15 protein-coding genes are annotated in these 20,716 nt (G+C 67.7%); 5 read left to right on the forward strand and 10 right to left on the reverse strand.

Annotation, left to right across the window (positions count from 1 at the left end; all coding sequences use genetic code 11):
* Positions 1–117 precede the first annotated feature (117 nt).
* From gltB to ligB, 4 genes are all read left to right on the forward strand, one after another.
* Positions 118–4,572 (forward strand): glutamate synthase large subunit, encoded by a 4,455-nt coding sequence (gene gltB / locus CIW53_RS00815; RefSeq protein WP_149362804.1) that lies wholly within the window; start codon positions 118–120, stop codon positions 4,570–4,572.
* A 106-nt stretch (positions 4,573–4,678) separates the two neighbouring features.
* The gene (locus tag CIW53_RS00820) at positions 4,679–6,118 is read left to right on the forward strand and encodes a glutamate synthase subunit beta (protein WP_149362805.1); all 1,440 of its coding nucleotides are present in this window, start codon (positions 4,679–4,681) and stop codon (positions 6,116–6,118) included.
* A 9-nt stretch (positions 6,119–6,127) separates the two neighbouring features.
* A complete protein-coding gene (locus CIW53_RS00825; RefSeq protein ID WP_149362806.1) occupies positions 6,128–6,886 on the forward strand; it encodes an NRDE family protein in 759 nt (252 codons plus the stop codon).
* Between the two features lie 99 nt (positions 6,887–6,985).
* Positions 6,986–8,677: an NAD-dependent DNA ligase LigB gene (gene ligB / locus CIW53_RS00830; RefSeq protein WP_149362807.1), complete on the forward strand. Its 1,692-nt coding sequence runs from the start codon at positions 6,986–6,988 to the stop codon at positions 8,675–8,677.
* 147 nt (positions 8,678–8,824) lie between these two features.
* Here the strand turns inward: ligB and CIW53_RS00835 are convergent, their stop codons facing one another.
* From CIW53_RS00835 to dinG, 7 genes are all read right to left on the reverse strand, one after another.
* Positions 8,825–9,226, reverse strand: a complete 402-nt coding sequence (locus tag CIW53_RS00835) for a YchJ family metal-binding protein (protein ID WP_149362808.1) — start codon at positions 9,224–9,226, stop codon at positions 8,825–8,827.
* A gap of 55 nt (positions 9,227–9,281) precedes the next feature.
* Entirely contained in the window at positions 9,282–9,881 is a 600-nt protein-coding gene (locus CIW53_RS00840; RefSeq protein ID WP_149362809.1) for a DUF938 domain-containing protein, read from the reverse strand.
* A 2-nt stretch (positions 9,882–9,883) separates the two neighbouring features.
* Complete coding sequence (locus CIW53_RS00845) at positions 9,884–10,945, reverse strand: DUF4325 domain-containing protein (RefSeq protein WP_149362810.1); 1,062 nt, start codon at positions 10,943–10,945, stop codon at positions 9,884–9,886.
* Positions 10,946–11,062: 117 nt separating this feature from the next.
* Positions 11,063–11,260 (reverse strand): hypothetical protein, encoded by a 198-nt coding sequence (locus CIW53_RS00850; RefSeq protein ID WP_149362811.1) that lies wholly within the window; start codon positions 11,258–11,260, stop codon positions 11,063–11,065.
* Positions 11,261–11,351: 91 nt separating this feature from the next.
* Positions 11,352–11,930, reverse strand: a complete 579-nt coding sequence (locus CIW53_RS00855; RefSeq protein WP_149362812.1) for an NnrU family protein — start codon at positions 11,928–11,930, stop codon at positions 11,352–11,354.
* Positions 11,931–12,001: 71 nt separating this feature from the next.
* Positions 12,002–12,556 carry a HutD family protein gene (locus CIW53_RS00860; RefSeq protein ID WP_149362813.1) on the reverse strand — a complete coding sequence of 185 codons (555 nt, stop codon included), beginning with the start codon at positions 12,554–12,556 and terminating at the stop codon, positions 12,002–12,004.
* A complete protein-coding gene (dinG, locus tag CIW53_RS00865; protein WP_149362814.1) occupies positions 12,553–14,673 on the reverse strand; it encodes an ATP-dependent DNA helicase DinG in 2,121 nt (706 codons plus the stop codon). The genes CIW53_RS00860 and dinG overlap by 4 nt, the downstream gene beginning before the upstream one ends.
* A 192-nt stretch (positions 14,674–14,865) precedes the next feature.
* Between dinG and CIW53_RS00870 the strand changes: the two genes are divergently transcribed.
* On the forward strand, positions 14,866–17,853 hold the full coding sequence (locus tag CIW53_RS00870; protein WP_149362815.1) for an EAL domain-containing protein: 2,988 nt from the start codon (positions 14,866–14,868) through the stop codon (positions 17,851–17,853).
* Here the strand turns inward: CIW53_RS00870 and CIW53_RS00875 are convergent.
* The 3 genes from CIW53_RS00875 to CIW53_RS00885 all read right to left on the reverse strand — a co-directional run bounded on the left by CIW53_RS00875 (position 17,837) and on the right by CIW53_RS00885 (position 20,707).
* The gene (locus tag CIW53_RS00875) at positions 17,837–18,499 is read right to left on the reverse strand and encodes a DsbA family oxidoreductase (RefSeq protein ID WP_149362816.1); all 663 of its coding nucleotides are present in this window, start codon (positions 18,497–18,499) and stop codon (positions 17,837–17,839) included. The two genes, CIW53_RS00870 and CIW53_RS00875, sit on opposite strands and share 17 nt — an antisense overlap.
* A gap of 142 nt (positions 18,500–18,641) precedes the next feature.
* Complete coding sequence (locus CIW53_RS00880; protein ID WP_149362817.1) at positions 18,642–20,303, reverse strand: NAD(P)/FAD-dependent oxidoreductase; 1,662 nt, start codon at positions 20,301–20,303, stop codon at positions 18,642–18,644.
* 179 nt (positions 20,304–20,482) lie between these two features.
* Positions 20,483–20,707 carry a hypothetical protein gene (locus CIW53_RS00885; RefSeq protein ID WP_149362818.1) on the reverse strand — a complete coding sequence of 75 codons (225 nt, stop codon included), beginning with the start codon at positions 20,705–20,707 and terminating at the stop codon, positions 20,483–20,485.
* Positions 20,708–20,716 lie beyond the last annotated feature (9 nt).

A 20,716-nucleotide genomic window follows, 5' to 3' on the forward strand; every position in this document is an offset into this window, starting at 1 on the left:
AACTTTTGACGCGCCGCAACAATTGTGCTTTAGTCGGGTCACACCACGTGTGCAGCCAGATGCTTCCGGCATCGCGGGCTTCGCGCGCCCAGCCATTCCATTCGCCGGGGAAACAAGATGGCGCAGCCAGGCATCACCACGTTGTACGACCCGGCTTTCGAGCACGACAGCTGCGGCTTCGGCCTGGTGGCGCAGATCGACGGGCGCGCCAGTGCCGCGCTGGTCGACACTGCGTTTGCCGCGCTGGCGAAACTCTCCCATCGCGGCGGCGTGAATGCCGACGGCATCAGCGGCGACGGTTGCGGCGTGCTGATCCATCGCCCGGCGGACTGGCTGCGCGCGCTCGCGGCAGCGGACGGCATCGTGCCGGGCGAACGCTTCGCGGCGGGGCTGGTGTTCCTCGATCCGGCCGGTGGCGAGGCGGCCGCGATCGAGTTCGAGCGGCATCTGGCCGAGGCCGGGCTGGCCCTGGCCGGCTGGCGCGACGTGGCGATCGATACCGAGGCTTGCGGCCCGCTGGCCAGCGCCACCTGTCCGCGCGTGCGCCAGGTGTTCGTGAATGCCGCAGCCGGGATGGACGACGACGCGTTCGAACGCGCGCTGTTCCGTGCGCGCCGGCGTGCCGAGACCGCGCTGGCCGGTGACCCGCAGTTCTACGTGGTGAGCCTGTCCGCCCAGGTGATCGGCTACAAGGCGATGGCTGCGCCGGGCCGCCTGCGCGAGGTGTTCGCGGACCTGCGGCATCCCGCGCTGACCAGCGACGCCGTGGTGTTCCACCAGCGCTTCTCCACCAACACCACGCCGCAGTGGCGGCTGGCGCAGCCGTTCCGGCTGCTCGCGCACAACGGCGAGATCAACACCATCCGCGGCAACCGGCGCTGGATGCAGGCGCGCGAGGCGGTACTGCGCTCGCCGCGGGTCGATCTCACCGACATCGGCCCGCTGGTGCGCCAGGACGGTTCCGATTCGGAAAGCCTCGACAACGCGCTGGAGGTGCTGCTGGCCGGCGGCCTCGACATGCTCACCGCGATGCGCGTGCTGGTGCCGCCGGCGTATGCGGCGCGCGAGGACCTGGACGAGGACCTCACCGGCTTCTACGAGTACTACGCGCTGCACAGCGAACCGTGGGACGGTCCGGCCGGGCTGGTGATGTGCGACGGCCACTACGCGGCGTGCACGCTCGACCGCAACGGCCTGCGCCCGGCACGCTGGGCGTTGTCCGACGACAACCACCTGATCGTCGCTTCCGAGGCCGGCCTGTGGGACGTGCCGCCGTCGCGCGTGGTGGCGAAGGGCCGGCTCGGGCCGGGCCAGATGCTGGCGGTGGATTTCGCCGGCAAGCGCCTGCTGCACGACGCCGACATCGACGCGATCAACAAGAGCCGCGCGCCGTTCCGCGACTGGCTGCGCGCCGGCGTCAGCTATCTCGAATCGGACCTGATCGATCCCAGCCTCGCCGCCGAGCCGCTGCCGGCCACGGTGCTGCGCCGCTACCAGAAGCTCTACGGCTTGAGCCGCGAGGAACGCGAGAGCGTGCTGAAAGTGCTCGCCGAAACCGAGGCCGAGGCCACCGGCGCGATGGGCGACGACACGCCGATGGCGGCGATGTCGCGCCAGGTGCGGCCGCTGTTCGACCGCTTCCGCGAAGGCTTCGCCCAGGTCACCAACCCGCCGATCGACCCGCTGCGCGAGCGGCTGGTGATGTCGCTGGTCACCCAGTTCGGCCGCGAAGGCAACTTGTTCGAGCTGTCGGCCGACAACGCGAAGCAGATCCTGCTGAACTCGCCGATCTGCTCGCAGCGCAAGCTGCGCCAGCTGCTGGCGCTGCCGCAGTTCATCAACGCCACCGTGCAGATCGACCTGTGCTACCCGCCCGAGGAAGGCCTGGAAGCGGCGCTGCGCCGGTTCTGCCGCGAGGCGGAGCAGGGCGTGCGCGCCGGCGCCGGCATGGTCTTCATCACCGACCGTTATCCGAACCGGGACACGCTGCCGGCGCACGCGCTGCTGGCGGTGGGCGCGATCCACGCACACCTGATCGAGACCGGCCTGCGCTGCCAGTGCAACCTGCTGGTGGAAACCGCCACCGCGCGCGATGCGCACCAGTTCGCCTGCCTGATCGGTTTCGGCGCCACCGCGATCTATCCGTGGCTGGCCTACCAGAGCCTGTTCGAGCTGGGCCGCGACGGCCATATCAAGCGCGGCGACGGCACGGCGCGCGAGATCGGCCGCAGCTACCGGCGCGGCATCCGCAAGGGCCTGCTGAAGATCCTGTCGAAGATGGGCATCTCCACCATCGCCGGCTACCGCGGCGCGCAGTTGTTCGAGATCGTGGGCCTGGCACCCGAAGTGGTGGCGCTGTGTTTTGCCGGCACACCGTCGCGGGTCGGCGGCGCCGGCTTCGCCGATCTCGAACACGACGCGCGCCTGCTCGCCGCCGAGGCGTGGAACGAGGCGCAGCCGCTGCGCGCCGGCGGCATCTACAAGTTCGTGCATGGCGGCGAATACCACATGTACAACCCCGACGTGGTGGACACGCTGCAGGCCGCCGTGCGCAGCGGCGCGATGGCCGACTACCGGCGTTACGCGCAGCACGTCGACGCGCGTCCGCCGTCCGCGCTGCGCGACCTGCTGCTGCCGCAGGCGGCCGGTGCCGCGATTGCGCTGGACGAAGTCGAACCGGTCGAGGCGATCCTGAAGCGTTTCGATTCGGCCGGCATGTCGCTCGGCGCGCTGTCGCCGGAAGCGCACGAGGCGCTGGCGATCGCGATGAACCGGCTCGGCGGCCGCAGCAATTCCGGCGAAGGCGGCGAAGACCCGGCGCGCTACGGCACCGAGAAGACCTCGAAGATCAAGCAGGTGTCGTCCGGCCGCTTCGGCGTCACCGCCGAATACCTGATCAACGCCGAGGTGCTGCAGATCAAGATCGCGCAGGGTGCCAAGCCCGGCGAGGGCGGCCAGCTGCCCGGCCACAAGGTGGACGCCACCATCGCGCGACTGCGCTACGCCAAACCCGGCATCGGCCTGATCTCGCCGCCGCCGCATCACGACATCTACTCGATCGAGGATCTCGCGCAGCTGATCCACGACCTGAAGGAAGTGAACCCGACCGCGCTGATCTCGGTGAAGCTGGTCTCGCACGCCGGCGTGGGCACCGTCGCCGCCGGCGTGGTCAAGGCCGGCGCGGACCTGATCACCATTTCCGGCCACGACGGCGGCACCGGCGCCAGTCCGCTCACCTCGATCAAGTACGCCGGCACGCCGTGGGAACTGGGCGTGGCCGAGGCGCAGCAGACCCTGCGTCGCAACGGCCTGCGCGGCCGCGTGCGGCTGCAGACCGACGGCGGCCTAAAGACCGGCCTCGACGTGATCAAGGCGGCGCTGCTCGGCGCCGAGAGTTTCGGTTTCGGCACCGGCCCGATGGTGGCGCTGGGCTGCAAGTACCTGCGCATCTGCCATCTCAACAACTGCGCCACCGGCATCGCCACGCAGAACGAGACGCTGCGCAAGGACCACTTCATCGGCCTGCCCGAGATGGTGATGAACTACTTCCGCTTCGTCGCCGAGGACGTGCGCGGCCATCTGGCGCAGCTGGGCGTGCGCAGCCTCGGCGAGCTGGTCGGCCGCAGCGACCTGCTGCGCCAGGCCGAAGGCAGCACGCCGGTGCAGAGGCAGCTCGACCTGTCGCGGCTGATCGCCAGCGACGGCCTGGGCGTCGACGTGGACAACGCCTGCACGCTGCCGCGCAACCCGCTGCGCGACGAGGCGGCGCTGGCCACGCGCATCGCCCGCGATGCCGCGCCGCTGGTCGAGCTGGGCAGTGGCGGCACGTTCCGCTACGCGATCGCGAATACCGATCGCGCGATCGGCGCGCGATTGTCCGGCGACGTCGCGCGGCGCTGGGGCGACCACGGCATGCCCGAACCGATCACCCTGCAGCTGGAAGGCAGTGCAGGGCAAAGCCTCGGCGCGTGGAACGCCGGCGGGGTGCAGATCGAACTCACCGGCGAGGCGAACGACGGCGTCGGCAAGGGCATGGCCGGCGGGCGCATCCTGGTGCGGCCGTCGCCGGAATCGCCATTCGCCAGCCAGGACGCGTCCATCCTCGGCAACACCTGCCTGTACGGCGCCACCGGCGGCGAGCTGTTCGCCGCGGGCCGCGCGGGTGAGCGCTTCGGCGTGCGCAACTCCGGCGCACTGGCGGTGATCGAGGGCGCCGGCGACCACTGCTGCGAATACATGACCGGCGGCGTGGTCGCCGTGCTCGGCGCCTGCGGCCTCAACTTCGGCGCCGGCATGACCGGCGGCTTCGCCTACGTGCTCGACCTCGAACGCAACTTCGTCGATTGCTACAACCACGAGCTGGTCGACATCGTGCGCATCTCGCCGGAAGGCATGGAGCACCACATGCAGCACCTGCGCGGACTGATCGCGCGCCACGCCGAACTCACCGGCAGCGCCTGGGGGCATCATCTCCTGGGCGATTTCCGCGGACTGCTGCAGCGCTTCTGGCTGGTCAAGCCGAAGGCGGCCAGCCTGACCGCATTGGCCGACGAATTGCGGAGGGCGGCATGAGGAAGAGCGAGGAAAGAGTGCAGAGGAGTGAGAGACGAGAGGGGACTGCCATGGTTTCGCTCTCTCTCACTCCTTACTCCTCATCACTCATTTCCGGCTTGATCCCATGAACGACAAACTCTTCCGTTTCCTGGATCTTCCCCGCCAGCCGCCGAAGGCAGTGCCGGTGGCGATCCGCGTGCTTGGCTACGGCGAGATCAGCGGCGACTTCGCGCCACCGGCGGCGACGGGCCAGGCCGAGCGCTGCCTCGACTGCGGCAACCCGTATTGCGAACACGCCTGCCCGGTGCACAACTACATCCCGGATTGGCTGAAGCTGGTGCAGGACGGACGTCTGTTCGAAGCCGCCACCCTGATGCACGAAACCAACCCGCTGCCGGAAATCTGCGGCCGCGTGTGTCCGCAGGATCGCCTGTGCGAAGGCGCCTGCACGCTGGAGCAGGGCGGCTTCGGCGCGGTGACGATCGGCAGCATCGAGCGCTCGATCACCGACGAGGCGTTCCGCCAGGGCTGGCGGCCGGATCTGTCCGGCGTGGTGGAAACCGGCCACCGCGTGGCGGTGGTCGGTGCCGGCCCGGCCGGCCTGTCCTGCGCGGACCGGCTGCGCCGTGCCGGCATCGCGGTGGACGTGTTCGACCGCCAGCGCGAGATCGGCGGCCTGCTCACCTTCGGCATCCCGCCGTTCAAGCTGGACAAGACGGTGATCCACACCCGCCGCGAAGTACTCGAAGGCATGGGCGTGCGCTTCCATCTCGACGTGGAGATCGGCCGCGACATCGCGTTCGAGCAACTGCTGGCCGACTACGACGCCGTGTTCCTCGGCACCGGCGCCTACACCTTCGTCGACGGCGAGTTGCCCGGGCGCGAACTCGACGGCGTGCACGACGCGCTGCCGTTCCTGGTCGCCAACGCGAACCGCCTGCTCGACGACCAGCCGGTGCCGCCCGCGCTCGACCTCAACGGCAAGCACGTCGTCGTACTCGGCGGCGGCGATACCGGCATGGATTGCAACCGCACTTCGATCCGGCTGGGTGCCGCCTCGGTGACCTGCGTGTACCGCCGCGACGAGGCCAGCATGCCGGGCTCGCGCCGCGAGGTGGGCTACAGCCGCGAGGAAGGCGTGGACTTCCTGTTCCATCGCCAGCCGCTTGCCTTGCTCGGCGAGCAGGGCAAGGTGCGCGGCGTGCGTCTGGTGCAAACCGAAGTGGGCATCGACACGCACGGCCGCGCACGGCTGCAGCACGTCGAAGGCAGCGAAACCGAACTGCGCGCCGACGTGGTGATCCAGGCGTTCGGTTTCCGCCCCAGCTCGCCGGCATGGTGCGCCGAGTACGGCATCGAACGGGATGCCAGTGGCCGCATCCGCGCCGGCGGCGCGAACCGGTTGCCGTTCCAGACCGGCCACCCGAAGATCTTCGCCGGCGGCGACAACATGCGCGGCGCTGACCTCGTCGTGCGTGCCGTGCACGACGGACGCGAGGCGGCGGCCTCGATCGCGCGGATGCTGAGCGAGCTTCCCCTAGAAGCAATGGCCTGTGTGGCGTAAGTTCTGCGCATGTGCCTGATCGCGTTCGCCTGGGATGTGCATCCACGCTGGCGCCTGCTGCTGGCGGGCAACCGCGACGAGTTCCATGCGCGGCCCAGTGCGGCGCTGGCGCGCTGGGACGATGCGCCGATCGTCGGCGGGCGCGACCTCGAGGCCGGTGGCACCTGGCTCGGCGTCACCAACGGCGGGCGCTGCTGCGTGGTGACGAATGTGCGCGACCCGCGCGATCCGCACCTCGGCGCCTCGCGCGGCCTGCTGGCCACCGATTATCTCCGTGGCGACGCCGATGCCGCCACGCATGCGCAGCAACTGCTGCGCACGGCCGCCGACTATCGCCCGTTCAACCTGCTCACCTTCGATGCGCGCGAGGCGTTCTATCTCGGCAACCGCCCGGAGCCGCGCGCGCAGGCGGTGACCCCCGGCGTGCACGGCCTGTCGAACGCCGACTTCAACACGCCGTGGCCGAAGACGCGCGCATTGATGCAGCGTTTGCAGCAGTGGATCGACGATGGCGGCAACATCGAATTTTCACCGCTGTTCAACGCCCTCGCCGACGAACGGGTGGCCGACGACGCGCAGTTGCCGGATACCGGTATCGGGCTGGAGCGCGAGCGCTGGCTGTCGTCGGCCTTCATCCGTGGCGGCGACTACGGCACCCGCGCCAGTACGGTGGTGGCGATCGATCGCCACGGCGGCGGCGTGGTTGCGGAGCGCCGGTTCGGCCCGCACGGCCGATACCTGGGCGAAGTCATGTTGCGGGTCATGTAGCTCGCGCCCGTCGCCTACGCACGGCCGCGGCCATCTCGCCTGCCCGCAACGGGTTTCACCGGCTAGCCTGTCCGGCGTATCCATGGACGGGAGAGATTCATGCGCATCAGCCTGCTGCTGCCGCTTGCGGCGATCGCGGCCTTCACAAGCCACGCGGTGCTGGCGGCGGATTGCCCCGGCTGGTCGCCGCTCCGCGCGAAGCAAGAGCTCAGGGCGCTGCACGACCGACTGGACGGCTGGAACCATGCCTATCGGGTGACCGGGCAATCGCCGGTCGACGACGCAGTCTACGATCAGGCACTGCAGCAGCTGGAGCGCTGGCGGCGCTGCTTTCCGGCGCAGGCACCGGCAGCGCTGGCACACCTGGCCGACGCCAGCGGCGAGACGCGTTCGCCGGTGGCACAAACCGGATTGGCCAAGCTGCCCGACGCCGCGGCGCTCGCCGCATGGATGCACGCACGCGGCGACCACGATCTTTGGGTGCAACCGAAGGCCGACGGCGTCGCCGTCACCTTGCTGTACATGGACGGCCAATTGCGCCAGGCGATCAGCCGTGGCGACGGCCTGCATGGCTCGGACTGGACCGACAAGGCGCGACGCATCGCGGCAATTCCCGCGCGCTTGCCAAATGCGCCGGCACGGGTGGTGCTGCAAGGCGAGATCTACTGGAAACTTCCCGGCCACGTGCAGGCCGACGACGGTGGTGCCAATGCGCGTTCGACCGTGGCCGGCGCCCTGGCGCGCGACACGCTGGATGCCGACACCGCCGCGCAGATCGGCCTGTTCGTATGGGATTGGCCCAGCGGCCCGGCCGACATGCCGGCGCGGCTGGCCGGACTGGCGGCCATGGGATTGCCCGACAGCGTGACCTATACGCATCCGGCGAAAACCCTGGCCGACGTGCAGCACTGGCGCGAACAGTGGTACCGCCATGCGATGCCGTTCGCCGCCGACGGGACGGTGCTGCGACAAGGTCATCGGCCGCCGGCATCGGACTGGGCCGCGGCACCGCCGGACTGGGCGGTGGCCTGGAAATATCCGGCGGCCTCGGCGCTGGCCGAAGTGCGCGCGGTGGATTTCACGGTCGGCCGCAGCGGCCGCATCACGCCGGTGCTGGAACTGGAGCCGGTGCAGCTGGACGACCATCGCGTGCAGCGGGTCAGCGTGGGTTCGCTCAAGCGCTGGCGCGAACTCGACATACGCCCCGGCGACCAGGTCGAGCTGGTGCTGGCCGGGCTGACCATTCCGCGGCTGCAGTCGGTGGTCTGGCGAGCGCAGCAACGCGTGCCGGTCATGCCGCCCGATCCACAGGCACACGGTCCCCTGAGTTGCTGGGAGGCCAGGCCCGGCTGCGAGCAGCAGTTCCGCGCGCGGCTGGTGTGGCTGGGTGGCAGGCACGGTCTGCAACTGGACGGTCTCGGTGCCGATACGTGGCAGGCCCTGATCGATGCGGGGCTGATCCATCATCTGCTGGACTGGATGAATCTCACGTCCGACCAACTGGCGGCCGTGCCTGGCCTCGGCGCGGGCCGCGCCGAGGCGCTGGCGCGCAGTTTTGCCGATGCGCGCGATCGCCCCTTCGCGCGCTGGCTGCAGGCGCTGGGTGTACCGGCCAGCGTCGCCGCCGGGTTGAGCGACTGGACTGCGTCCAGCACGCGTCGGACAAGCGACTGGCAGGTGCGCGATGGCATCGGCGCAGGCCGGGCGAACCAGTTGGTTGCCTTCTTTGACTGTCCTGCCGTGCGCGCCGAGGCTGCACGCCTGCACGCAGCCCGCGTGCAAGGCTTCTGAACTGCAAATCAATTGGCTTTCTTGGTGCGGGCACTGCCTGCCGGCTCTTCGCCGATGCATCTGGTCGGGGGCGGCCATGGGCCATGCGGCAAGACAGTATCCAACAAAGCCTGTGCGTCCCGTTCAAGGCGGGTGTTGCAACCGCTTTCAGCTCTTCAGTTCACCGTCGCGGTAGTACCAGCGGCCGCCTTCGCGCACGAAGCGGCTGGTCTCGTGCTGGCGTTGCGCGCGACCGCCGCCGAGGCGATAGCGCGCGACGAACTCCACGATGGCGTGGTCGTCGTCGACCAGTTGCTGGCGCCGTACCTCAAGCCCCAACCAGGTCGGCGGCGGCTGCTGCGCGGCCAGCCGCAACGAGGCCGGGCGGGTCTCGGCGTGCCAGCTGGACAGCAGGTAGTCCTCGCGCATGAGCACGTAGGCACTGTAGCGCGAGCGCATCAGTTGCTCGGCCGTGGCGGCGACGGCGCCGTCGTGCAGGGGGCCGCAGCATTCGGTGTAACCGGCAGGATTGCCGCATGGGCAAGGGGTCAGGGTGTCGATCGACTTCATGCCGCCTTTGTACCCGGTTCGGCGCGATCGTGCAGGTTCGCCGTGCGGGTGGTACTCAGCCGCGGAAGCGTCGCCACACGCGGCAGCGATTGTTGGCGGGCATCGCGATGTCGTCGAGCAGGCGGAACCCGGCAGCAAGTGCCAGTGTATCGATCGCTTCGGCGTCGCGGATCGCCATGTGCGCGCCGCGCGCCTTGAGCCATTCGTCGAACGCGGCATTGCTTTCGCTGCTGTAGCGACCCCGGTAGTTGAACGGGCCGTAGATGGTCAGGCGGGCGTCGTCGGTGGTGATCGCAGGCAGCCGCGCGAACAGCCGCTGCACCTCGGGCCAGGCCATGATGTGCAGGGTATTGGCGCTGAACACCGCGTCGTACGGACCGCTCGGCCAGCTGCCGCCGACGTCGAGTTCCAGCGGCGCCGGGGTATTCGGCAATGCCGCCTCGTCCAGCCATGCACGGATGCCGGGCAGGTTCTCTGCACGATCGGAGCTTTGCCAGATGAGCTGGGGCAGCGCCGCGGCGAAATGCACCGCGTGCTGCCCGGTGCCACTGCCGATCTCCAGCACATTCCGGCGATCGGAAAAATACTCGCGCAGCACGCCGAGGATCGGTTCGCGATTGCGCTCGCAAGAAGACGAGTGAGGTTTGACGGCCATGGTCAGGGCAACGGGAGTTGATCGCTTTCCGCATCGCGAGCGACTTCCGCTCGGCGAATCATCTGTTGAACTGCGGGAACCGTGTGCATCGGAACGAGGGTGACATCGGGGTGGTCGTGCGCAAAGACACGGAACACTTCATCCGCAAAGGCCTGGCCGATGCTGGTTACCGCTTCGAAGTCGAGTACCACGGTGCGGAATCGCTCTACCCGTTGCATCAGGCGCTTGGCTTGCGAGCGCGAGATCAGGTTCTCGTCGCCAACCTTGGCCAGCCTGACCGGGACGACCGTCTTGGCAAAGGTGTAATCGTCCGGTCCGCTGGAGTATTGATCAAAAACTTCCTTGGCTGTCCTGGTCGTGTCGGTCCTGATTTCCATCAGCACCGTCGTGCCATGGTGGACATGGCGCATGTCAATGTCGAAAAGCAGGTCGTCGCCCGCTCCATCGTCATGGTCGAAGACCAGATCGCCGGATGCGATCTGGAAACGGTCGAACATGCGCGAAGTGAAAAACACGCCTTCGCCGGAATGGCGCCTTGGATCGGTGGTCAACTTTCCCTTTGAAAGCTCAAGCAGTGCCAGCCGCTCGTCGGGAAGATCCAGCGCGCGAGTGATCTTGCGGAAAATTCCGACTCCATCGTCTGCCACCATCATGGCAATCTGGCGGTCGTTGCGATCCAGCAGGACCCTGAGGTGTTTCCCTTCGGAGTGATCGATGGCGTTGTTGACCATTTCGGTCAAGCCGTGGTGGCTGATGTCGACGATGTTCGCCGGCAGACCTTTCAGCAGTGGCGCGATATCACGTGCCCATACGCGGTCCTCGGCGAGACCGTGCAGCAGATGGCGAAAAGTGGCGCGGCGGGAGGTGCCGGGACGGTAGGTTGGTCGCGTTGTTCCGACCTTGGCCAGATAGCCCTCGCCGATCAGCGCGCGTGCGCGCGTGGCTACGGCGGCGCGGCTGAGCCCCAACGCGTCGGCGACGACGCGCACCAGGTCGTTGGGATGGCTCTGGACCTGGGCCAACAGCGAGGCATCAATTTCCGCGGAACGGCTGGGTCGGGCCATGAGAGCACCATAAAGTATGCGGTGCTTATTGGATAGTTATCTGACCCCATTGTAAAGTTATGAACGACTTCGCTCCTTCAGAACCAGCGGGGTGCGGCGTAGAGGGCGGAGCTGGCGTCAGACCGGATGGCCGCGCAATACGCGTGCGGGCAGCATCAGCAGGGCGCCGAGGAAGGCGAACACGGCAGTCACGGTGATGCCGACCAGGCGCAGCGGCAGCAACAGCAGCCATACGATCGGGTACAGCACCAGCGCCAGCAGCGCGAGCGGCCAGCAGAACACCAGCAGCAACAGCCAGAGCAGGAAACCGGTCATGCGTCGGGTCCTCGCGGGTGGGGGTACGGAAAACTCTAGCGCAGAACGGCACGCGTGCGCAGATGACTCACGACACCCCCGCAGCATCGGTTCATGCCATCGGATTGACGCCGATCAGCCACAGGTGCAGCCACAGCGCGAACACCGCCCAGGCCGCCACGCCGATCGCCACGGTCAGCACGTTGCCACGCAGCGTGCCGGCTGGATAGACCGTGCCGGCCGCGCGGTCGCGCCGGCGCGACGCAATGAACAGCACCACCGCCCACAGCAGGAACGCACCGAACAGCAGCACGTCGTGCAGCATGCCGGTGGCCAGCAGGTGACCGAACGCCCACACCTTCACCGCCAGCACCTGGGGATGGTGCAGCCGCGCCTTGAAGGCGTTGCGCGGCACCCGTGCCGCGACGAACAGCACGAAGGCGACCAGGGTGAACAGTGCGTTGAGGTGGCGCAGCCACAGCGGCGGCACGTACAGCAGCACCGGGTGCTGCCGCGCCAGGCCGAAGCCCCAGCAGATGAGCACGAAGCCGACGATCGCCACTACCGCATACAGCGCCTTCCAGCGCTTCAGGCCCAGTCGCGCGATCTGCCGCGTGCGCCAGCCGTCGGCGAAGATGCGCAGCGAGTGCATGCCAAGAAACAGGACGAGGCCAAGGATCAGCACGGGCATGGTCGAAGCTCCAGTGGAGACAGTGAGTGACAAGAATAGAGACGCGCAGCCCGACGCCATAGTGACAGTCGTCAGGCCACGGCTTCGACCCGCACGACCAGTGCCAGTGCGCCCGGATGCAAGGTCAGTGCCGCGGCACCGGAAGACGGTCGCCAGGCGTCGCCCGGACGCAGCGTGCCGTCGGCACAGTCGATCGTGCCGCGGGCGCCATACACCAGCACGGTGGCGGCGTCGGTCGTGTGCGGCCCCGCGTCCCGCCACGCCTCGATGCCGCCGCGCACGTGTCCGCGGCGCAGCATCAGGTTGAAATCGCGGGTGGGGCCGCCGGCCAGCGCCACGTCCACTTTCGCCTCGCCGGCAAACGCGAACGGCACGAACGGCGTGGTCAGCGCGTGCACGCGACCGTCGTCCAGCGTCATCGTGAAGCCGGCGCCGTCGAGCAGCACGATCTGGCGGTCGATGCCGGGGAACGAGGAGAACGGCGCGGCGCTGTCGACCTCGGCCACGCTCACCCGCCAGAGGAAACCGCCGCCGCCGGCCGCGGACGGCTGGACGGCTATTTCGCGGGTACGGCCCAGGCCGTTCTTCCATGACTGCGAAGGGCAGTCGGCCAGGCGGATGATCATGCGGTCCTCTCGATGACGCGCTGGAACGGCGGCAGCGCCTTCAGCATGCCGCTGCCGTAACGCTTGGTGACCACGCGGCGGTCCAGCAGCACGATGCGGCCGTGGTCGGTCTCGTTGCGGATCAGGCGGCCGCAGTACTGGGTGAGCAGGCGCGTGGCCTCGGGGATGCTGACCTCGATGAACGGGTTCCGACCACGCGATTCCAGCCATTCGGCGTAGGTCGCGCCGACCGGATCGGTCGGCACCGCGAACGGCAGCTGGGTGATCACCACGGTCTCGCAGAACTTGCCCGGCAGGTCGAGGCCTTCGCCGAACGAGGCGAGCCCGAACAGCGTGCTGCCCTTGCCGGCCTCGATGTCGGCGCAGTGTTCGGCGACCAGCTGCGACTTGCCCAGCGAACCCTGCGCGCGCACCTTGCGCACTTGTGCGATCGGCAGCTTCTGCAGCACGCGGTCGAGCTTCACGCGCGAGGTGAACAGCACCAGGTTGCCGGCGTCCCAGTCGAGGTTTGCCGCCAGCCATTCGCTGATCTCCTCGGCGTGCGCCTCGCGCGCATCCGGCAGAGTGCGCATCGCGGGGACTTCCAGCCGGGCCTGCGCGGCGAGGTCGAACGGCGAGGGCAGGCTCAAGGTCACCGCGTCATTGGGCAGGCCGACGGCGTCGGCGAAGCCGCGGAAGTTGCCGCCGGCGCTGAGCGTGGCCGAGGTCATCACCACGCCGCTGGCGTTGTTCCACAGCACGTTGCGCAGCAAACCCGCGGCGGACACCGCCGACGCATGGCAGACCAGTTGCTGGTCGGCGCCGAGGGTGACCCAGCGCGCCAGCGGCGGTGTGTTTTCCGGATCGTCGCTGGACCATGCGCGCCAGCAGCTGGCCTGCTTGCCGATGCGTTCCAGCGCGATGCCGAGTTCGCGCGACAGCGCTTCCTGGGTTGGCCCGCCGTCGGTCATTTCGACGACGGCCCGACGCACCGCACTGAGCCAGCGCTGCACGTCACCGGTGAGTACGTCCAGCACCCGTGCATGCTCCACCCACGCCTCGGGCAACTGGCCGAGCGAGCCGCGGTACATCGGCTCGGTCTCGGCCGGGTCGGGCAGCCAGCCGAGGCGGATCTCCTTTTCCAATTCCTCCAGCGTGTTGCTCAGTTCCTGCAGCTTTTCGTCGCCCTGGTCGAGGCCGAGCTTGCCCAGGCGCTCCTTGTCGGTCAGCGAATACGCCGCGTGCACCTGCCGGCCGAGCCGGCTCAGCTGGCGCACTGTGGCGGTCATGTAGACCTCCGCTGCACCGCGGTCGATCGCCTTGCCCGGCACGTGGTGGCCTTCGTCGAAGATGTACAGCGTCTCGTCAGGCCGCGGCAGGATCACCCCGCCCCATGCCTGAACGCCGCTGCCTTCATCCTCGCCCGGCATGGTGAGGTCGGCCAGCACCAGGTCCTGGTTCGCCACGATGATTTCGGCGTCATCCACTGCACGGCGCGCGGCGAAGAACGGGCAGATCATGAACTGTCCGCACTTGCGTCCGGTGCAGCCGCCAGCGCTGGTGGTGATCATCGGCCGCAGCAGGTCGCTGACCGGCTCCGGTGCGCTGTCCATGTCGCCGTTCCACTCGTTGTGGTCGAACGCCACGCGCAATTTCGACAGGGCATGCTTGTCGCGCGCCTGAGGTGGCTTGGTCCACAGCACCAGATCGGCGTCGAAGCCGGCCAGGCCCATCTGCGCGGTGTCGTTGATGCTGTTGGCCGCCATCAGCAGGTTGCGCGGGCACAGGTACCGACCGCGGCCCTTGGCCAGCGCCACCTTCGCCTCGATCCCGTTGAGTTGCAGGTAGAGCGGGATATCGCGCTGTACCAGCTGTTCCTGCAGCGCCACGGTGGCGGTGGCGATCAGCAGCTTCTTCTTCTGGAAACGCGCCACCTCGACGCCGGCGATCAGGTAGGCCATCGACTTGCCGGTGCCGGTCGGTGCCTCGATCACCGCCACGCCGCCGGTCTGGCCGAACGCCTTGGCCACCTCGGCGATCATCTTTCCCTGCGAGGCGCGCGCGCGAAAGCCCGGCAAGCCGTCCTTCAGGCGTGCATAGGCGGCGCGGATGGCGTCTTTGGTGGTATCGGCGAGCATGCTGCGGAGTCACAAGGCGACCGTTGATTCTAGCGGGACGGGATGATGAGCGCCCCGCGCTCAAGATTGCCGGTGTTGCGCCGATCTCCCTTGCTATGGAGCCTTGCATGGAGCCCGCCCGGTCCAATCGCCAGCGCACCATATGGCAATCTGTGGTAGATGTTTCACGCTTTCACGCTGGACGGCCTTGTGATGAGCCAATGCCTCGCTTTCGACGCGATGCCGCACAGTGAGGCGGCCCGACTGGCGTGGCTGACGCGGATGATCGAGACAACCACGCCGGACGAAGTGGGCGGGATGATCCGCGAGTTCGCGCTGACCCTTCCCGGATGCTGTGGTGCCACGTTGCTGTGCGCCGACGACGATGGGCGACTGCAGACGATGGCAGGGGCGCCGCCGTTGGCCGAAGAGGCAGCGCTCGCCGTCGTCGCCTTGCAAGCCGCGGACGGTCTGGGTTATTCGGTCGACCGTCGTCAGGCTGCCTTGCGGTTGCTGCAGCCCGAGCGTGTAGTGCTGCTGTTGAGCATGACCGCCGATGCGCCGCCAGGCCGCCTCGACCCGCTCGAACCATGCCTGCAACTGGCTGCGCATCATTTGCGACATGCTCTGCGGCTGTCCGATCTGCGCGACTCGCACGAGCAGTTGGAGCGCTCGGAAAACCTGCAGAGTGCACTGTTCGCCATTTCCGATCTGGCCGGGTCCGAACTGGACATGCCCGAGCTTCTGCGTGGCATCCATGCGATCGTCAGCACGCTGATGTACGCCGAAAATTTCTTCATCGTGCGCTATGACGCCGAGCGCGCCGCCATTCGTTTCCTGTACTACGCCGACGTGGTCGATCCTGAAGCGCCGGATACCGCGCTGGAGATCCCGCTGGAGACGCTGCGGAACACGCTGACCTGGTATTTGATCGCCCAGGGCAAGGCATTGATGGGCACCATCAATCAACTGCGACAGCGAGTCGACGGGCCGTTGATGCTGGTCGGCCCGGAAAGTTTCGATTGGCTGGGCGTACCGATGTTGCGCAATGGCCAGGTGCACGGCGCACTGGTGGTGCAGACCTACGACCAGGACATCGTCTTCACGCTGGAAGATCGTGCCCTGCTGGAGTTTGTCGGCAGCCACATCCTCACTGCGCTGGAACGCAAGCAGACCAAGGACGAGCTGGAGCAGCGCGTGCGCCTGCGCACGCAGGAGCTGGCCGAGGCCAATCAGGGGCTGCAGCAGGAAGTACTGGAACGCCAGCGTGCCGAGCAACTGCAGGCCGCCCTGTTCCACCTGGCCCAATTGGCCACCGCCGACATCGACGAGGACGAGTTCTACGTACGCGTACACGCCGTGGTGGGCGAGCTGCTTACGGCGGAAAACTTCTTCATTGCGCTGCTCTCCAGCGATGGCGAGTTGCTGGAGTTTCCCTACTACGTGGACGCCGGGGTCCGGCGCACCGCTCGCCGCGCGCTCGGCGCCGGCCTCAGCGAATACGTGCTGCGCCGCGGCCAATCGCTGATGTGCACCGAAGACGAGGTGAGGGCATTGGCCGACCGCGGCGAGGTTGCGATCGACCGCATTGGCCGACCGGCGAACTGCTGGCTCGGTGTGCCGTTGTTCGTCGGTGACGAGGTCATCGGCCTGGTGGTGGTGCAGAGCTATACCGAGGCGGTGGCATACAACGCGGCTGATCAGGAGCTGCTGAGCTTCGCCGCCCTGCAGATCGCCAACAGCATCTACCGGCGTCGTTCCGCGGCGTCGCTGCACAAGGCCAACGCGCTACTGGAACAGCGCGTGGAGGAGCGCACCCGGGAACTGCGCCAGCAGATCGCCCGTCGCGAGGAGATTCAGCAGCAGCTCAAGCACCAGGTCATGCACGACCCCCTCACCGGCCTGCCCAATCGCGGTTATCTGCGCGACCGACTGGATCGTGTGCTGGCGCTGATCGAACGCCAGCCGAGCCGCCGTTGCGCGTTGCTGTACCTGGATGTGGATCGCTTCAAGGTGATCAACGACAGCCTCGGCCACCTTGCCGGCGACGAATTCCTGAAAGCGATCGCCACGCGCCTGCAGCAATGCGTGCGCGAACCGGACGTGGTCGCGCGGCTGTCCGGCGACGAGTTCGCGATCCTGCTGGAAGACGTGGAAGTCCCCGCTGCCGCTACCAATGTGGCCCGCCGCGTGCTCGGGACGCTGGGCATGCCGTTGCAGATCGCCGGCAAGGAACTGGAGCCTTCCGTCAGCGTGGGTATCGCCTGCGGCGATGCCAGCTATCACAGCGCCGACGAACTGCTGCGCGATGCCGACATCGCGCTGTATCGCGCGAAGGAACTGGGGCGCAAGCGCTTTGCCGTATTCGACGAGACACTGGCCAAGAACATGATCGACGTGCTGACGCTCGAAAGCGAGTTGCGCCAGGCGCTGCAGCAAGGCCAGTTCGAGCCCTACTTTCAACCGGTCATACGGCTTGGCGATGGCCGGGTGGTGGGCTACGAGGCGCTGATACGCTGGAACCATCCGCAGCGCGGCGCGCTTCGGCCCGGCGAGTTCCTCCGGATCGCGCAGGACGGCGGCCACATCGAGACGATCGACTGGCGCCTGTTCGAACTGGCCTGCGAGAGGATCGCGCAACTGCCCGACGGGAATCTCTTCCTCACCCTCAACGTTTCGGCCCTGCATCTGCGCCATGCCAGCTTCGATCGCAACCTGCTGGCACTGCTCCAACGCACCGGGCTGTCGCCGACGCGGCTGGTGGTGGAAGTCACCGAAGGCTCATTGCTGGATGACCCCGAGCGTGTGCGCGCCACGCTCGAGCGCCTGCGCACGGTGGGCGTCGGCGCCGCGCTTGACGACTTCGGTACCGGCTATTCGTCGCTCAGCTACCTGCACTCGCTGCCGCTGCGGATCCTCAAGATCGATCGCGCTTTCGTCGATGAGCTGGACAAGTCCGGCAACACCAGCAGCACCACCGTGGTCGCGGCGATCCTGGCGCTGGCGCGCGCGCTCGACATCCAGGTGATCGCCGAAGGCATCGAAACCGAAGCCCAGCGCGAGGCGCTGATGGCGATGGGTTGCGAGCTGGGGCAAGGCTACCTGCTCGGCCGCCCCGCCCCGATCGAACATTGGGTCGCCGCTCAGGTCGACGAATCCTCCGACGCGCGCGCGAATCTCTCGGCTAGGCTGACGCGCTGAGCTGCCGCAGGGCCTGCTCGAACGCCTCCGGCGGTTGCCCACCGGAAATCAGGTGCTTGCCGTTGATGATGGTGGCCGGCACTGACTGGATGCCGTGCTCCTGATAGAACCGCTCCTGCGTGCGCACTTCGTCGGCATAGGCGTCGCTCGCCAGCACCTGCCGCGCCTGTTCGACGTCCAGACCGGACTCGGCGGCCAGCCGCAGCAGCGTGTCGTGCGCACTCACGTCTTCGCCGTCAGTGAAATACGCTCGCAGCAGTGCCTGCTTCAGCGCCAGGTGGCGGCCCTCCAGTTCCGCCCAGTGCAGCAGCCGATGCGCGTCGAACGTGTTGTAGATGCGGCTGCGCCGATCCATGTTGAAGGTGAAACCCAGTGCGGCGCCGCGTTCACGGATCACCTCGCGATTTGCCTCGATCTGCGCTGCCCCGCTGCCGTACTTGCGCATCAGGTGCTCGGTGGAATCCTCGCCCTCCGGCGGCATCTGCGGGTTCAGCTCGAACGGCTGGAAATGGATTTCCGCAGCGACCTCGCCCTGCAGATTGTGAAGCGCCTGCTGCAGCGCGGTCAGTCCGATTGCGCACCAGGGGCAGGAAACGTCGGAGACAAAGTCGATGCGCAGGGGAATGGGCGGGTTCTGGGTCGTCATGGAGATACCTTCTGGGAGGGGCAGGTCGAGCGAGCAGTGGCGAGCCTGACCTACATACGGCCATCAAGGCGCGCAATCAATGGCGGCCTGGCCGACCCGCAGATGCAGGTGAGCCTTGCATTTGCCGGTTGAGTGAGGCATTTCATCCTTGCGCTTGAATTGGCCCTTGCCGATCTTGCCTCGCGATATCCCGTGCCACCGCTTCGGCGATCTTGATGCCGTCCACCGCCGCGGAAAGAATGCCGCCCGCGTAGCCGGCACCCTCGCCGGCGGGGTACAGGCCGCGGGTGTTGAGGCTTTGCAGGCTGTCGTCGCGCTTGATCCGCACTGGCGAAGAGGTGCGTGTCTCGACACCGGTGAGGATCGCGTCATGCATGGCGTAACCGCGGATCTGGCGTTCGAACGCGGGCAATGCCTCGCGGATCGCGGCGATCGCGTAGTCGGGCAGGGCGCTGTCGAGGCTGCCCAGCGTCACGCCGGGTTTGTACGAGGGTTGCACGTCGCCGAATTCGCGTGACGCACGGCCGGCGAGAAAATCGCCGACCAGCTGCGCCGGGGCGCTGTAGTTTTCTCCGCCCAGCGCGTAGGCGTGGCTTTCCAGTGCACGTTGCAGCGCGATGCCGGCGAGCGGGCTGCCGCTGTTGTCGTAAGACACGAAATCGGATGGATCGATGCCGACCACCACCGCCGCGTTCGCGTTGCGTTCGTTGCGTGAGTACTGGCTCATGCCGTTGGTGACCACGCGGCCGGGCTCGCTGGTGGCGGCGACCACGGTGCCGCCGGGACACATGCAGAAGCTGTAGACCGTGCGGCCACCTTTGCCGTGATGCACCAGCTTGTAGTCGGCTGCGCCGAGGATCGGATGACCGGCCTGCGGCCCGAAGCGGGCGCGGTCGATCACCGACTGCGGGTGCTCGATGCGGAAGCCGATCGAGAACGGCTTGGCTTCGATGTAGACGCCGCGCGCGTGCAGCATCTCGAAGGTGTCGCGTGCGCTGTGGCCGAGCGCCAGTACCACGTGATCGGAACGCAGCTGTTCGCCGCTGGCCAGGGTGACGCCGCGCACGTGGCGTCCGCCGTCGCCATCGATGTCGATCAGCAGGTCGTCGACGCGCTGGCTGAAACGGATCTCGCCGCCCAGCGATTCGATCGTGGCACGCATGTTCTCCACCATCGAGACCAGCCGGAACGTGCCGATGTGCGGCTTGCTGACATAGAGGATCTCTTGCGGCGCGCCGGCCTTGACGAATTCGGTCAGCACCTTGCGGCCGTGATGCAGCGGATCGCGGATCTGGCTGTACAGCTTGCCGTCGGAAAACGTGCCGGCGCCACCCTCGCCGAACTGCACGTTGGATTCCGGATGCAGCTGGCGCTTGCGCCACAGATCCCAGGTGTCCTTCGTGCGCTCACGCACTTCCTTGCCGCGGTCGAGGATGATCGGGCGAAAGCCCATCTGCGCCAGGATCAGCCCGGCGAACAAGCCGCACGGGCCGAAGCCGATCACCAGCGGGCGGTGCCCCATGCGCGCCGGCGCCCGCGCGACGAAGTGGTAGTCGGTGTCGGGCGTGGGCTGGATGTGCGGGTCGTCGGCGAAGCGCTGCAGCAGCTCGGCTTCACGAGGGGTGTCGACATCCAGCGCGTAGATCAACGCGATCGCACCGCGCTTGCGCGCGTCGTGACTGCGCTTGGCGATCGTATATCCGGTCAGCGCGGCAGCCTCGATGCCCAGGCGCTGGAGGATCGCGTCGGTGAGTGCGGCCTCGGTATGGTCAAGCGGCAGCTTGAGGTCGGTCAGGCGCAACATGCGGGATCCGGGATTCCATCGACGTCGGGGAGGTTGTCCAGGCACGTTGCCGCAGTGCCAAGCCATTCATTGTCGATGCGATCGTGCGGCGGAACAAGGCGATCAGCGCGGCTTGCCACCAGCAGTGGCGGTGTTCCAGCAGGTGTCGGAGTTCCGACAGCTGACGCGGCGGGTCAGCTTCAGGCGGCAAGCAGGGTCAGAAACTGCTCACCCGTCGCCTGCGGGTGCAGCAGGATGAAGCGGGTGCGGGCGGCGCCGGAATGCTTGCGCGCGGCGGCAATGCACAGCTGGCCGTCCTCGCTGATCACCGCCAGTGGCGTGCTGCGGTGGCCGTCCCAGCGGCGGCGGCAGACCAGCCCGTGCTGAGGCCCGCCGGCGATGATGCATTCGATGATGGGTGTCATGGGATTCAC

The sequence above is a fragment of the Rhodanobacter sp. T12-5 genome, from assembly GCF_008329435.1.
In the GTDB taxonomy this organism is placed as follows: Bacteria; Pseudomonadota; Gammaproteobacteria; order Xanthomonadales; family Rhodanobacteraceae; genus Rhodanobacter.